The 16,550-nt window shown below is 42.3% G+C and carries 3 protein-coding genes; all 3 read right to left on the bottom strand.

Annotated elements, in window-relative coordinates; genetic code table 11:
• Positions 1–17 precede the first annotated feature (17 nt).
• Positions 18–5,468, bottom strand: coding sequence for an AAA family ATPase (locus QUB51_RS13710; protein WP_333261417.1), 5,451 nt, complete (start codon positions 5,466–5,468; stop codon positions 18–20).
• A gap of 90 nt (positions 5,469–5,558) precedes the next feature.
• Positions 5,559–10,949, bottom strand: a complete 5,391-nt coding sequence (locus tag QUB51_RS13705) for an AAA family ATPase (RefSeq protein ID WP_333261420.1) — start codon at positions 10,947–10,949, stop codon at positions 5,559–5,561.
• Positions 10,950–11,113: 164 nt separating this feature from the next.
• Positions 11,114–16,495, bottom strand: coding sequence for an AAA family ATPase (locus QUB51_RS13700; protein WP_333208007.1), 5,382 nt, complete (start codon positions 16,493–16,495; stop codon positions 11,114–11,116).
• Positions 16,496–16,550 lie beyond the last annotated feature (55 nt).

Below are 16,550 nucleotides of genomic sequence, written 5' to 3'. Positions count from 1 at the left end.
ATTCCTAAGAACCTTCTTTAGGTTCTAATATACCTGATAGGAATCTCGATCGCTAACTCTGTACCATCTCCAACTCTCGAATTACAGGTTAATTTTCCCCCATGTTTTTTGACAATACCATAGCTAACAGATAAACCCAAACCAGTACCGCTACCCACTGGTTTAGTTGTAAAAAATGGATCGAATATTCGGGATTGAATATTCGCCGGAATACCGGCACCATTATCAGTTATTTTAATTGTAACCCTGTCTTTTTCTATAACTTCAGTCTGAATCGTGATGGCAGGACTTTTGTCTGTTGTATCAATTGATTGAAGAGCATCAATAGCGTTACTGATAATACTCAGAAATACTTGATTTATCTCACTAGCATAACAAATGACCTTGGGCAGATTTCCATACTCTTTAATAACTTGTATTTCTGATTTGCCATCGCTCAGTCTTAAGCGAGTTTGTAAAATTAGCAAAGTGCTTTCAATTCCGGTATGTAAATCTACTGCTTTCATGTCGGCTTCATCTAAGCGGGAAAAGTTACGCAAACTCAGGATAATTTGGCTAATGCGATCGCTCCCTGCTTTCATAGATTGCAGAATTTTAATTGAATCTTCCCAGATAAATTCTAAATCCATTTCTTCTATTTTCGCTTTAATTACTTTACTGGCTTCAGGATACTCTTGTTGATAAATATTAAGTAAAATAAGCAAATCTTTGACATAATCCTCTATATGTCCAACATTACTACGAATAAATGTTACTGGATTGTTGATTTCGTGAGCAATCCCAGCTACCAGTTGACCCAGAGATGACATTTTTTCGCTCTGAATTAATTGTGCTTGCGTTTGTTGTAAGTTTTTAAAGGCTTGCTCTAAATCAAAAGCTTTTTGCCTTAAATCTTCCGTTTTTTGCGCTACTTCTGCTTCTAAGCTTTGGGAATATTTCTCTATTTGTTTATATAAACGAGCATTATCAATAGAATTCGCCGCTTGAGCTGAGAGCATCTGGAGAATTTCTACTCGCTCATTAGTAAATGCTCCCACTGTTAAGTTATTTTCTAAGTACACAATACCGACGAGTTTTCCTTGCCGAATAATTGGAGTACATAAAACTGATTGAGGTTGATGAGCGATAATATAGCGATCGCCTGCAAATTGGTCGGCTGTACTTAAGTTGTCAAAAACAGCCGTCGCTTGAGTTCGTGCCACCGCATAAATCAAACTATGAGGAATTTCCTGATATTGTTCCAGAGGAATTTCTAATATTTTTGTCTGCTTTTCAACGGCTTGAGCGACGACTAACCATTGGCAGTCTTGGAGAAGAACTAAACAACCGATTTGTGCTCCCCCATTCGCGAGCGTAATCTGCATCAAAGTGGCTAATAGTTTCTCTAATTCAATTTCTTGTGAAATGGCTTGTGCGGCCCTCATTACTGCTGGAAAATCTAACCATAAATTCTCGCTACTACTGACGCTAGTTAGGCTTCCCATCCTGGTCTGGTTGATAGTTTTTCCAGAGGGGATGACAAATTTAGTAGGTTGAAGAATAGCTTTCAGTAGTTGTGGATAGTGTTGTTCTAAATAAGCGACTTTAGCCTTTGCACCCCAACGAGAATAACAGTAATACGCCTCAATCATGTAAGATTGTGAAACTTTTTCTTTCCCCCAATCTAAGTAGAATTTTGCAGCTAGTTCGTTGCCTAAAGCTTCTTCTTGGATATAACCATTTTCTTTGGCTCCTGAAATGGCGCGATCGTACCAATCTCCAGCTTCGTAATTCTTGCCTAAAACTCGGCATTTTTCTGCTTCTACTAAGTTAACTTTATGTTGGTGATTCATCGGGGCAGGGTTTGCCCATTGAGCCAGAGTGGTTTGATGGGTTTCTGCCAAAGCGAGAGTGTTCCCTTGCTCAATTTCTGACTGCCTAGAGCAGAGTGCCAAGTAGGTTAACCCTGCATAGAAATGGAAAACCGGAGTATGAATCATTGCTGCCGCTACCTTCAAATAAAGGCTTGCTTGGGCAATGTAGTCTAGGGCGTTGGTGTAATTGCCAAAGAGATAGGCAAGCATTAGTTTGTAGTTATAGGCAAGAGCGAGTGCAGTAAGCTCACTATTCTGATTGTGCTGAGGAAACATCACCTTTTCATCATAAGCCTCACCGATTAACAAATCCGGTTGCTTGACAATTTCGCTCAAGTTATGCACCGCCTGTTGTGCCAGCTTCAGGTAAACCATAGGAGAATATTGCTTCACAGTCGCTAAGACAACACAGTAATTTTCTATTTCTGCGTGCCAATCATCAAGCTCTACTCCCGAAAAAAATTTATTATATAAATAACTACTGACGCAGTAACCAGCATTCAGAAAATCACCTGTTTCCATTCCGACTAAATAGCCTTCTTTCGCAGTTGGGATTCCTGCCCTCAGTGGTTCTTGACGATGCTGAATAAAACAGCCAAACCAAAGTAAAGTGATACATTTAAATTCTGGCCAATTCAACTGATTGAGTAAGCTCAGTGCTACTCGCCCAAAGCGATAACCTTTCTCTACTTCTGATAAAAAACCAGACAGCACAATGCCATAACCCACATACCCGATTGTTGATGCTGGTGTATTTCCAAATTCAAGTGATAGACTGACCATTGTGGCACAAAGCAGAGGCTGCAAGGCAGGATTTCCCATAAAAATAGCCGGAAACAAGATGCCTAACAATTGCATCGCCGCGATTGTCCGAGGATCGCTCATCACGGGAAGGTTAACCAGTTCCTCAATCTGTTTGCCCTCCAGTTGGTTGGCAAGGTTTTGTAATGCAATGCGTGTCAAGGCTTCGTCAGTTTCATAGGGGAGTTCAATCCCCAATTGTGCTAGGGCATTAGTGCCGATCGCGATCGCTTCTAACATCTGACTCTGAGTTGTCAGTGCGTTGATTTGAATCTCAAATATCTTGACTTTATCTAGTATTGTTTTGGCCGATCGCAAAACCTGAGCTGCCATTTCTTCCATGCTATTAAAATCGGCATTTAAGTAAGCATTATCAGCCGCAGCCACATAAAGATTCAGGGTTAATTCATACTGAGTTTCCCAACAGTTTTCAGTGAGTAACTCCAGCCCTGTTTTCACAAAACTTCTGGCGCTTGTATAGGCTGTAGAATTTCTGGCTTTCTGTCCGGCTGCTAAGTTCAATCTGGCTAAGGCTTCCCGTTCCTCAGCTTGAGTCATGAACTCAATTCCTAAATTCAAATGCCCGACAATATCAAACAGCTTTTCCTCTTTTTCTATTTCTGATAAGTTTTGTTGGAGTAGTTTCCCAATATGGTAATGAGTCTGCTGTTTTTGCTCGTCAGGAATCAATGAATAAGCCGCTTGTTGGACGCGATCGTGTAAAAATCGATAAGTCGGATTGGCGGAATCATTGAAAACTTCTTCACTATCAGATTGGGTATAGAACTTATAAATTTCGGTAGTAGGAATTACCAAACCTTCTTGCAAGGCTTTCCATAAAGCTGTGGCGCTACTGTCGGCAGATTTCTCACTGACAATTGCTAAGGTATTCAAATCAAACTGCGCCCCAATACAAGCCGCTAGTTTGAGACTATCCTGAGTTTCTCGGGGCAATTTCTGTAATTGCAATGCCATGAATTCAACCACATTATCCGTAATTGCTAAGGCCTTCACTTGGGCAATATCGCATTGCCAATATTGCTTTTTGCAATCAAAGCTAATTAACTTGTCATCATGTAATGCTTTGATAAACTGAGTCGCAAAAAAAGGATTACCTTGAGTTTTTTGAAACACTAATTTTGTCAAAGGAGCGGCTAGGGATAATTCACAATTCAGTGTATTTGCCACTAACTGATTCATATCAGGTTCCCTTAACGGTGGCAAAGTAATTGTATTCACCGTTGCCCCAGTTTTAACAATTTCATCCACTGTTAAAATAAATGGATGTACGGGGGAGACTTCATTATCTCGATAAGCACCTAATATTAATAGATACCCAGCCTCTTGCATCAATAAGTTCAGCAAGTTAAGTGATGCGGAATCTGCCCATTGCAAGTCATCTAAAAACATGACTAATGGATGTTCTTTACTGGTAAATACTTGCACAAATTTGGGCAATAGGAGATTAAACCGATTTTGGGCTGCAGTTCCCGATAATTCAAGGGCGGCTGGCTGTTTACCGATAATATTTTCTAACTCAGGAATTACGTCAATTAAGACTTGTCCATTGTCTCCTAATGCAGTTAATATCTGGCTTTTCCATGTTTCTAATTGCCAATCTGATTCGGATAGCAATTGCCCAATTAAATCGCGGAATGCTTGCACAAAGGCGCTGAAGGGAATGTTGCGATGAAATTGATCGTATTTTCCTTTGATAAAATAACCCCGTTCCCGCACAATGGGTTTATGAACTTCGTTGACAACGGCAGTTTTGCCAATTCCTGAAAAACCCGCAACGAGCATTATTTCTGTTGCACCTTTGCTGACTCTTTCAAAGGCTTGTATGAGCGTTTTTACTTCGGTTTCTCGTCCATAGATTTTGTCGGGAATCAGGAAGCGATCGCAGACATCCCGCCTTCCTAACTCAAAAGTTTCAATCTTTCCAGTTTCTTGGCACTGCTGCAAACATCGTTCTAAGTCATGCTTCAACCCCAAGGCACTTTGATAGCGTTTTTCGGCATTTTTTGCCATTAGCTTCATGACAATATCCGAAACCACCTGCGGGATTTCTTTGCTGTTTATTGCCGGAGGTTGTTTGGCAATATGGCAGTGAACCAACTCCATCGGATCTTCACATTCAAATGGCAGTTTTCCTGTCAGCAATTCGTAAAATGTGACCCCCAGAGAATAAAAGTCAGTGCGGTAGTCGATACCTCGGTTCATTCGTCCAGTTTGTTCGGGAGAAATATAGGCGAGGGTTCCTTCTAAAACGTTGGGATTTTGAATTTCTTGAGTTTCTCTTGGCAGTAAGGAGGCGATGCTAAAGTCTATGAGTTTAATTTGTTTAGTTTCGGGATGTATTAGGATGTTAGCTGGCTTAATATCTTTGTGGATGACTCGATTTCGGTATAGTGCGTCAAGGATGTCAGTTATTTGAATGGCAATTTCCAATATTTCTGCTAAAGTCAGCGTAGGTGCTTCACCGATCCGTCTTCGGCATCTATCTTGGGCGTATTGCCATAGAGAAATGCCGCCAAAATCCTCCATCACTAGGGCATAGCTGTGGTGGTAGGATTTCAGACAGTAAGGTTCAACGACTCCCGGCAGACGTAAATTTTTTGCGATGGTATACTGGTTGCGAAATTGCAGCAGTTCGCTGAAACTGGGATAGTCTCTATTGAATAGTTTAATGACAACGGGAAGCAGATCGATTTCTCGAAAAGCTCGGTAAACCAGGGTTTTAGAACCACTGTACAGTTGCTCGATTAGACGGTATCCGGCAATTGGACTGGTTAAATCTATACCTGCATTCATTTTGGCTCTCCTCATCTCAAATAGTGACTGCTAAAAATTAATGTGCGCCTCTATGTGTAAGGGTTAAAGGCGGCGATCGCATAATTAACTTCATCCGTTTGTAGGCAATAAAATTGTAAACTCCGTCCCTTCTCCCAATACAGAATTTACCTCGATTTTACCGCCGTGTTTCTCAACTACAATCTGCCGTGCGATCGCCAATCCTAACCCCGTGCCTTTACCCACACCTTTAGTTGTAAATAAGTGGTCAAAAATATGACATTTTATCTCATCTGCTATGCCTGTTCCGTTGTCATAAATGCGAATACTCACCCACTTAGAAGACTGTCTTTCTGTCCGAATCGTGATGCAATGGGCTGGGGTTTTAATCCGATCTAAACTCGGTTCCCGATTTGATTCTTCCAGTGCATCAATGGCATTTGCCAAGATATTCATAAACACCTGATTGAGTTGTCCGGGGAAGCAATCGACAGAGGGCAAGTTCCCGTACTCTTTCACAACTTCAATCGCTGGACGCTGTTCGTTCGCTTTCAATCTGTGTTTGAGAATCAAAATCGTACTGTTAATTCCGTCATGAATATTGAAAGAAACCTTGTAATCTTTGTCTGTTCGGGAGAAGGTACGAAGACTGGTGCTGATACCTTGAATGCGATCGCACCCGACTTGCATAGAATGCAACATTTTTGGTAAATCTTCTAAAAGATATTCGATATCGAGCTCTTCAGCTTTTTCTTCAATCTCCTCACCGGGACTCGGAAATTTTTCTTGATATAGTTGCAAGTATTCTGTAATATCTTTGACGGCGGCGATCGCTTCATGAATATTGCCAGAAATAAATCCCACGGGATTATTAATTTCATGGGCAACCCCGGCCACTAAATTGCCCAAAGCCGACATTTTTTCGCTCTGCACTAATTGCAGTTGTGATTGTTCAACCTGGTGGGCGTAGTCTTGCGCTTGCTGATACAATCGTGCATTTTCTAGGGAAATGGCAGCCTGAGTGCAGAGGAAGTTGAGGATGAGGAGACGATCGCGAGTAAACACTCCTTTCGTCGAGCTATGTTCGAGATAAAGTATCGCAACTAAGTTCCCGCGATCGATAATCGGAGTACATAGCATACTCTGAGAGTGATACTGGAGCGTACAGTCATTCATTAAACCCGGAATATCCGTCTTGCCACCTTCAATAACCACAGTTTCCAGGGTGTGTTTGACATAATAAACCAGCTTGAGCGGAATCATCTCCGAGCCATCGATAGATTGGGTTTGCAGTAAGGTTGTGGGTAACTCATTATCTGGATTGATGTGAGTTATGGCCCGGATTTGCCATTCATCCCGATGGGGGAGTAGCAAAGCACAAGTTTCTGCGCCAGAAGTTTTCAAAATAATTTGATTGAGGGTATCGAGTAATTCATCAATATGAATTTTACTCGATAAAGCTTGAGCAGCTTGCACAATAGATGCGAAATCAAGGGCATCGGAAATACTGGTGCTGCTGGTGGTAGAAATGTGCGAAGACTGGCTAATCGTTACCAACGTCTCTAGAGGATTAAAGCGAAGTTTCGGCTGATTCAGGATGGGATGAAGTAATTGGGGATAGCTTTGTTCTAGGTGTTCAACTTTGGCTTTAGCTCCCCAACGGGCATAACAGTAATATGATTCCTGCATATAGCTGGCGGCAACTTTTTCTTTTCCCCAATCTAGGTAGAATTTTGCAGCTAATTCGTTTGCTAACGCTTCTTCTTGGAGGTATTCGTTTTCTTTGGCTCCTGCGATCGCGCGATCGTACAACTCTAATGCCTCAGCTTTATTACCTTGTACTCGCTCTCGTTCCGCCTCGACTAAATGAAATTTGTGCAAAAAATTCATCGGCGCATAAGTTGCCCAGTATTTTAGTTTTTCTTGGTTAGCAGCGACGCATTCTTTCATTTGCTGCTCTTCTGGATCCGAAAATTGGCCAAACCATGCTAACTGGACTAAAGACTCATAAAAATGAAAGATTGGTACATATAAAAAAGCAAGGACAGCATCCAAATACTGTCTTGCCTGCCCAGCCTGTTCTACAGCTTCTTCAAACTCTGAAAACAGATAGGACACAATCAGTTTGTTAATCCACAGCAATGCTAATCCGGTGCGATCGCCCGTTGTTTCATGTAATGGAAGTTGATGCTGTTCATTGTACGCTGCACCGCTCAACACCACCACGTTATCTGCATCCCCCATTAAATTCAGCAGAATTTGTCGATTCAACTGGGAATAAGTCAGAGTTAGATTTTGCTTGAGGTGCTTGAGCGATTCACAATATCCGGCAACTTCCGGCTCCAGTTGCGTTAAATTCTGCCCTGCAAAATAGGAGTAAAAACCGTAGTTATAGGCAGAGTAGCCCGCGAAAGCCAAATCGCCTACATCTAAACAACTACAATAAGCCATCTGCAAGGGCTGTAATGTCTCACGCAGGTGCATTTTCCAATGCCTTGTGTACACATAGACGAGTGATAAAGTTTTCCCCTTTAATTCGGAATTGGGATAACGTGATAGCAGGTCAAGGGCTAACTGACCGAATTCATAACCTAATTCAACTTTTCCCAACACACCACACATCAATATCCCATAAGAGGCATAACAAAAGGTCGAGGTTGACTCATTGCCATACACGATGGACAGATAAACCTTTTTTAAAATCACCAGTAAATACAACAGTGGCTGAGAAAGATAAGCGCCCGGTGCTGCCGATGTCAAAATTCGAGCCGCTGCCAAGATGTTCACATCCCTTGCTTCGCTGAGGTTGAGTAACTCACCAGGCAAACGCTCTCCAATCGCATCGGAGACGGTACTAAAGGCAGCCGCCACATCTTCCTGGGTAGGGGCTGCAGGCAGTTCCACTCCCAATTGCTTTAAGATGGCAAGTGCCGCCGCGATCGCTTGAGTAAAATGACCTTGAGCAGTGAATGCCTCAATCTTCACTTCATAAACGCTGATTTGATCTAATGGGCTTTTGGCGTGCTTCAGGACAAGGCGGGCATTGGCTGCCATTTTCTCTAAATCACCGCTCAGATAGGCGGTTTCTGTGGCGACTTGATAGAGTGCTAGCGTCAACTCATACTGATGCTGCCAACTGTTTTGAGTGAGTAACCCAATGCCCACTTCGGCATATTTGCAGGCGGCAGTATAGGCGATCGCTGCTTTTGCCTTGCGACTTGCCATCAAATTAAATTGCGCCAATCTTTGACGTTCTGCGGATTGGACGATTGATTCAGCCGCAACATTAAGTTGACTGACGATTTCAAAAATGCGTTCTTCCCGGTTGCTTTCGAGGGTGTTACTCAGGATTAACTGTCCAATCTTCAGGTGAACGGTTTGTTTTTCATCGGCGGGGATTAGGGAGTATGCCGCTTGTTGCACCCGGTCATGTAAAAATCTATATGCAACAATCTCAGAATTTTCTGGGTCAAGTAATTGATATTCTTCCCCAACATAAAACTTATAAACTTCACTTTGGGCTAAAATCAAACCTTCCTGCAAGGCTTTCCATAAACTTGCAGCCACTTCGGTTTGGGATTGTTCAGAAACCATCGCCAAAGTAGCCAAATCAAACTGATTTCCAATACAAGCTGCTAGCTGTAACACCTGTTGAGTTGAGGTAGGCAATTTTTCTAATTGCAAGGCCATAAAGCTAACAATATCATCTGTAAAAACAAGCTGATTTACTTGTGCGATATCACATTGCCAACAACCCTCTTCCCAGTTAAAATAAATCAATTCATCTTGATGTAATGCCTTGATAAATTGAGTAGCAAAAAACGGATTTCCTTGAGTTTTTTGATAAATTAATCCAGAAAGAGTCCATGCCAAACTTTCAGTACATTTAAGGGTATCAGCAACTAATTGATTTACTGTGACTTTATTGAGTGCTGCTAAAGTAATCCTATTAATCGTTGCTGGTGTTTTTTGAATCTCACTCAAAGTTAACATTAATGGATGCGCTGGGTGGACTTCGTTATCACGATACGCACCAATTAATAAAAGATGACCTGTATCACCCATTAAGACCTGCATTAACTTTAGTGATGCTGAATCTGCCCATTGCAAATCATCTAAAAACATTACGAATGGATGTTCTAAGCTGGTAAAGACTTTAGTAAATTTTTGAAATAATAAATTAAAGCGATTCTGGGCAGCAGTTCCTGATAATTCAAGGGCGGCTGGCTGTTGACCAATAATTTTTTCTAATTCGGGGATGATTTCAATAATTACTTGTCCGTTTTCCCCAACCGCTTCTAAAATCTTATTTTTCCACGCCTTGAGTTTGGCATCACTTTCACTGAGTAATTGTGCCATAAAATCGCGGAATGCCTGGACAAATGCCGAGAAGGGAATGTTGCGGTTAAACTGGTCGAATTTGCCTTTGATGAAATAGCCCCGCTGCCGGACAATCGGTTTATGTACCTCGTTGACGACAGCCGTTTTTCCAATCCCGGAGAACCCAGCGACTAGCATTAATTCGGATGTGCCACTTGCCACGCGATCGAAGGCACTCAACAGGGTTTTTACTTCAGTTTCACGACCATAAAGCTTTTCAGGAATCAGGAAGCGATCGCAGACATCCCGCCTTCCTAACTCAAAAGTTTCAATCTTTCCAGTTTCTTGGCACTGCTGCAAACATCGTTCTAAGTCATGCTTCAACCCCAAGGCACTTTGATAGCGTTTTTCGGCATTTTTTGCCATTAGCTTCATGACAATATCCGAAACCACCTGCGGGATTTCTTTGCTGTTTATTGCCGGAGGTTGTTTGGCAATATGGCAGTGAACCAACTCCATCGGATCTTCACATTCAAATGGCAGTTTTCCTGTCAGCAATTCGTAAAATGTGACCCCCAGAGAATAAAAGTCAGTGCGGTAGTCGATACCTCGGTTCATTCGTCCAGTTTGTTCGGGAGAAATATAGGCGAGGGTTCCTTCTAAAACGTTGGGATTTTGAATTTCTTGAGTTTCTCTTGGCAGTAAGGAGGCGATGCTAAAGTCTATGAGTTTAATTTGTTTAGTTTCGGGATGTATTAGGATGTTAGCTGGCTTAATATCTTTGTGGATGACTCGGTTTCGGTATAGTGCGTCAAGGATGTCAGTTATTTGAATGGCAATTTCCAATACTTCTGCTAGAGTCAGCGAGTGCTCTTGGGCGTAGTCTCGCAGAGAAATACCGCCAAAATCCTCCATTACTAGGGCATAGCTGTGGCGATAGGATTCCAAATTGTAGGGTTCAACGACTCCGGGCAGACTTAGGTTTTTGGCGATGGTGTACTGGTTGCGGAATTGCAGCAGTTCGCTGAAGCTGGGATAGTCTCGATTTAATAGTTTAATGACAACCGGAAGCTGATCTGTTTCTCGGATGGCTCGATAAACTAGGGTTCTCGAACCGCAGTATAATTGATCGCCCAGATGATATCCCGAAATTCGGTTCGTTAAATCCACTACTGCATTCATCTGGATTACTCCATCTCAGACATTGACTCTTGCCACTAAGTATACACTTTTATTCGTCAAGTCTGAGAAAAATAGAACTGCGTGCGAAATCCCCAGCATACCAACTCTACCGCTTTTATTTTTTTCTATTTTGAGGATAAAGATGGCGATCTATCAAGATATGCTTATCCTTTCATCGGCAATAAAATTCTAAACTCCGTCCCTTCTCCCAATACAGAATTTACCTCGATTGTACCGCCGTGTTTCTCAACTACAATCTGCCGTGCGATCGCCAATCCCAACCCCGTGCCTTTTCCTACTTCCTTGGTAGTAAATAACTCATCAAAAATCTTCTCTCGCACTGCTTCACTCATGCCGACACCGTTATCTTTAATGCAAAGTATCGCTTGCTTTCGATCCCGATAAATGTCGGTTTTAATTATAATTTTGTTGAGTATTTCTGCATAATTACGTCCTTGATTTGATTCCTCCAAAGCATCGATCGCATTACCTAACAAATTCATAAATACTTGATTCAACTGTCCGGCATAACACTCCACGGGTGGCAAATTACCGTATTCCCTAATCACTTGAATTTCTGGACGAGTTTCGTTAGCCTTGAGGCGATGTTTCAGGATCATAATGGTGCTATCGATGCCATCGTGGATATTGCAAGCTACGGGATAGTTAGTATCGGCACGGGAGAATGTCCTTAGACTGGTACTAATATCCCGAATCCGCTTCACGCCTTCCCGCATCGAACCTACTAATTTCGGTAAATCTTCCCGGATGTATTCCAGATCGATGTTCTCGATTTCCTCTCGAATCTCTGGATCGAGTTGGGGATATTTTTCTTCATACAAATCGAGCAATCCAAACAAATCTTTGATATAATCTAAGGCTGGTTGAATATTACCCCCCAGAAAACCAACGGGATTATTAATTTCGTGAGCCACGCCAGCCACTAAGTTTCCCAATGCTGACATCTTTTCGCTTTGAACAATTGTTAATTGTGCCTGCTTGAGAGCTGTGAATGCTTGTTGAGATTCTTGATACAAACGGGCATTTTCTAAGGAAATAGCAGCTTGAGAAGCTAGCAAATTTAGCACTTCAATGCGATCGCTCGTAAAGGCCCCAACCGTCAGGTTATTTTCCAGGTAAAAAACTCCTATCAACTGGCCTTGATTAAGAATTGGAATACAAAGAACACTGATCGGCTGGTGCTGTTCAATATAGCGATCGCTCCCAACCTGGGAACTTACCCTAGCATCAACTATTACCAAAGGTTTCAAACTACGCTTGACAGTGTTAACCAAACTAATTGCTACATCCTGACTTGATTCTAGAGGTATTGATGGTAATAGCTCAGGTTCCTGTCCCTCTGCTACAAGCGCCGCTACCTGTAAATACTGTTTTTGTTTGAGCAATAAGACACACTTAGTGGCGCCAGCATTCGCGATCGCTATTTTTAGGAGAGTAGTCAGGAGTTTATCTAGTTCAATCTCCCCAGAAATGGCTTGAGAGGCTTTGATCAGAGTAGGCAAATCGAGAAATTCAGAGTTGCTGCTAGAAGAGTTGGTATTATAAGTAATTGTGCCGCGGGCGATCGTTTCCTTTAATGAACTAAAGGCTTGAGCTTGCTGAATGATAATACCGAGTAGGCGAGGATAACGTTTTTCCAAATCGTCAATTTTGGCTTTAGCTCCCCAGCGGGCATAACAATAATATGCTTCAATCATGTAGGCTTGAGCTACTTTTTCTTTGCCCCATTTTAGGTAGAATTTGGCGGCGAGTTCGTTGGCGAGGGCTTCTTCGTTGAGGAAGAGATTTTCTTTAGCGAGGGAGATCGCGCGATCGTACATTTCCAGTGCATCTGCCTTGTAACCCAAAACCCGCTGCCTTTCTGCTTCAACTAAATACCACTTATGGAGATGATTCATGGGAGCATTTTGCGCCCACTGGTGCAGAGTCGTTTGATGGATTTCCACAGATGCCAAAATATCAGCTTGCTCAATTTCTGGCTGTGTGGGTAAAAGCGCCAAGTGCGTCAGGGCTGCATAGAAATGGAAAATGGGAATAAAAATACATCCTGGTACTGCTATCAAATAGGGCTGGGCTTGGCTAACGTAATTGCTAGCCTCTTTGTAGTTACCAAAGCAGTAAGCAAGCAACAGTTTGTAGATATAAACCTCGGCGATGGCAGTGAATTCATAATCCTGATTATGCTTGGGAATCATCACTGTTTCATCGTAGGCTAGGCCGATTAAGCAATCCGACAGAATCTCAACTTCCTTTAAGTTATTCACCGTCTGCCGCACCATATCTACATAAATCTGAGCCGAATATTGCTTTACCTGAGCCAAGGCGGCGCTGTAACTTGTTATTTCTGATTCCAAATTGCTCAGTTCTACTCCACTGAAAAAGTTCATATAGCTGTAAGTGACCATGCTGTAGCCAGCGCTTAGAAAATCGCCAGTTTCCATGCCAGCCGTATAGCTATCTTTCGTCGTCAGCATCACAGCCCTCATTGCTTCTTTGCGATGCTGAATAAAGGCTCCAAATAGATTCAGAATCATGGACTTGAATTCCCGGACATTAAACCTATCCAGCAATGAAAGTGCCAATTTACCAAAGGCATACCCCGTTTCCACCTCTCCCAAAAAGGCACACAACACCAGTCCGTGAATGCCATACCCCACCGTCGATGCTGGCGTGTTCCCAAAGGAGAGCGATAAACTCACCATCTTGGAGCTAAGTAGGGGCAGCAAACCGGGCATTCCCAGAAAGATGGGAGAATATAACGTTCCTAACAGTGGCATGGCAGCCTGAGCCTTGGCATCAGTTATCATCGGCAGATTAGCTAGGTCTTCAATCCGTCTACCTTGGAGTTGGCTAGCAACAGCTTGTAGCGCTTGGCTAATCAAGGCTTCGTCAGGTGCACTGGGTAGTTCAATCCCCAATTGCCAGAGTGCATCTCTTGCTACTGCAATGGCTTCTAGTGACTTGCTTTGTGCTGTCTGGGCGGCGATTTGAATTTCGTAAATTTTGATTTTGTCTAAGATTGTCTGGGCTGCTTGCAAAACTTGTGCTGCAATCTCTTCCATGCTGTCAAAGTCAGCATTCAAATAGGCTGCTTCAGCAGCAGCAACATAGAGTTTCAGGGTTAATTCATACTGGCTTTGCCAACAGTCGGCTGTTAGTAGATCAATCCCTGTTTGCAGATAAACTCTAGCTGTTGTGTAGGCGGTAGAATTTCTGGCTTTACAACCGGCTTCTAAGTTCAGTTTAGCTAATGCTTCTCGTTCGCTCGGTTGGGGAATTAACTCAATTCCTCGATTCAAATGTCCGACAATATCAAACAGTTTTTCTTCTTGCTCTATTTTTGAACAATTTTGCTGAAGTAATTGTCCGATTTTGAGATGAGTTTCTTTTTTATCTGAATCGGGAATCAGGGAATATGCGGCTTGCTGGACGCGATCGTGTAAAAATCGATAAGTGGGATTAGCTGAAGCCTGGAAAATTTCATCACTATCCGATTCGGTAAAGAACTTATAGATTTTGGTTGTGGGAATAACTAAACCTTCCTGCAATGCTTTCCATAAAGCCGTAGCCGTCATTGCAGCAGATTGCTCACTGACAATTACTAAGGTATTCAAATCAAACTGCGATCCAATACAAGCAGCCAATTTGAGAACCTCCTGAGTTGCTGGCGGCAACTTCTGCAATTGCAAAGCCATGAATTCAACGACATCATCAGTGATTGCTAAGGCTTTGACTTGGGCAATATCACACTGCCAATGCCGAATATCCCAGTTAAAGCTAATGAGCTGCTCGTCATGTAATGCCTTGAGAAACTGAGTGGCGAAAAAAGGATTTCCCTGAGTTTTTTGATATACTAATTTGGTCAAAGGTTGGGCAAGAGATGATTCGCTATTGAGCGTATCCGCCACCAACAAATTCATATCAGTTTGGCTTAACGGTTGCAAAGTAATCGTATTCACAGTTGCCCCAGTTTTTACTATCTCATCCACTGTCAAAATAAATGGATGCACTGGCGAAACTTCATGGTCTCGATAGGCTCCTAATACTAATAAATACCCTGTATCCATCATCAATAATTGTAGCAAATTCAGGGAAGCTGAATCCGCCCATTGCAAGTCATCCAAAAACATCACTAAAGGATGTTCTTTGCTAGTGAAAACTTGCACGAATTTCTGCATGAGCAGATTAAAGCGATTTTGGGAGGCACTTCCTGACAATTCTGTTGCAGCAAGTTGAGCGCCAATTATGCGTTCTAACTCAGGAATCACGTCAATCAAAACTTGTCCGTTATCTCCCACTGCTGCTAAAATCTGGGTTTTCCATGTTTGCAGTTGGGTATCTGATTCGGATAGCAATTGACTCATTAAGTTGCGGAAGGCTTGCACAAAGGCACTGAAGGGAATGTTGCGTTGAAATTGATCGTACTTGCCTTTGATAAAATAACCACGCTGACGGACTATGGGTTTATGAACTTCATTAACAACGGCGGTTTTCCCAATTCCCGAAAAACCAGCTACTAGCATCATTTCCGTTGCTCCCAGGCTGACTCGCTCAAATGCAGCTAATAGTTTATCGACTTCTTTTTCTCTACCGTAGAGCTTTTCAGGGATAGTAAAGCGATCGCTAATATCTCGCTTTCCTAGTTCAAAATATTCAATATAGGCTGTTTGTTGTAACTGAAATAAGCAATTATCTAAATCGTGCTTGATGCCCAATGCACTTTGATAGCGGTCTTCGGCATTTTTCGCCATCAGCTTACTGACAATTTTAGATAAAATTAGGGGAACTTCTGGATTTATTTGATGGCTCGGTATCGAGTGTTTAGCGAGGTGACAATGCACCAATTTCATCGGATCATCTGAGACAAATGGCAACTGTCCTGTTAACAATTCATAAAAGGTCACACCCAGGGAATAAAAATCACTACGATAGTCAATGCCTCGATTCATCCGTCCTGTTTGTTCGGGGGAGAGATAGGCTAATGTTCCTTCTAAAATATTGGGATTCTGAATTTCTGGGGTTTCTCGTGGTAGGAGGGATGCAATACTAAAGTCAATTAGTTGAATTTCTTTGGTGTCTGGCTTAATGAGAATATTAGCGGGTTTAATATCTTTGTGAATGACTCGGTTTTGGTATAGATAGTGAATAATGTCTGTTAGTGGTATGGCGATTTGGAGAAATTCGGTTAAACGTAAAGCTGGAGATGGTTGGGTGTTATTTGTTGCTGTTTTTAGATAAGTAGATAGGGAGACTCCGCCAAAGTCCTCCATTACGAGGGCATAGCTATTTTGGTATACTTCCAGCGTCAAGGGTTTGACGATGTGAGGGAAGTCGAGATTTTTGGCAATGGTATATTGGTTGCGAAACTGGACGATTTCGTTGAAGGTGGGGTATTCATTTCGCAGCAGTTTGATGACGACTGGGTATTGATCGCGGGTACGGATGCCTCGATAAACTAGGGTACGTGTACCTGCATAAAGTTGCTCTGTAATCTGATAACCTGACAAATTTGCGATCGCATCCATAACTCGTTTATACAACAGTTAAATTAAAACCTTCTATTCCATTGTATTTTATTAT

The sequence above is a fragment of the Microcoleus sp. AT8-A3 genome, from assembly GCF_036705675.1.
GTDB lineage: Bacteria > Cyanobacteriota > Cyanobacteriia > Cyanobacteriales > Microcoleaceae > Microcoleus.
This window is presented reverse-complemented; position numbering and strand designations above follow the sequence as displayed.

What these genes read in the sequence shown, in the direction of transcription:
- QUB51_RS13700 (WP_333208007.1), bottom strand. Translation starts at nt 16,495, where the DNA reads ATGGATGCGATCGCAAATTTGTCAGGTTATCAGATTACAGAGCAACTT.
- QUB51_RS13710 (WP_333261417.1), bottom strand. Translation starts at nt 5,468, where the DNA reads ATGAATGCAGGTATAGATTTAACCAGTCCAATTGCCGGATACCGTCTA.
- QUB51_RS13705 (WP_333261420.1), bottom strand. Translation starts at nt 10,949, where the DNA reads ATGAATGCAGTAGTGGATTTAACGAACCGAATTTCGGGATATCATCTG.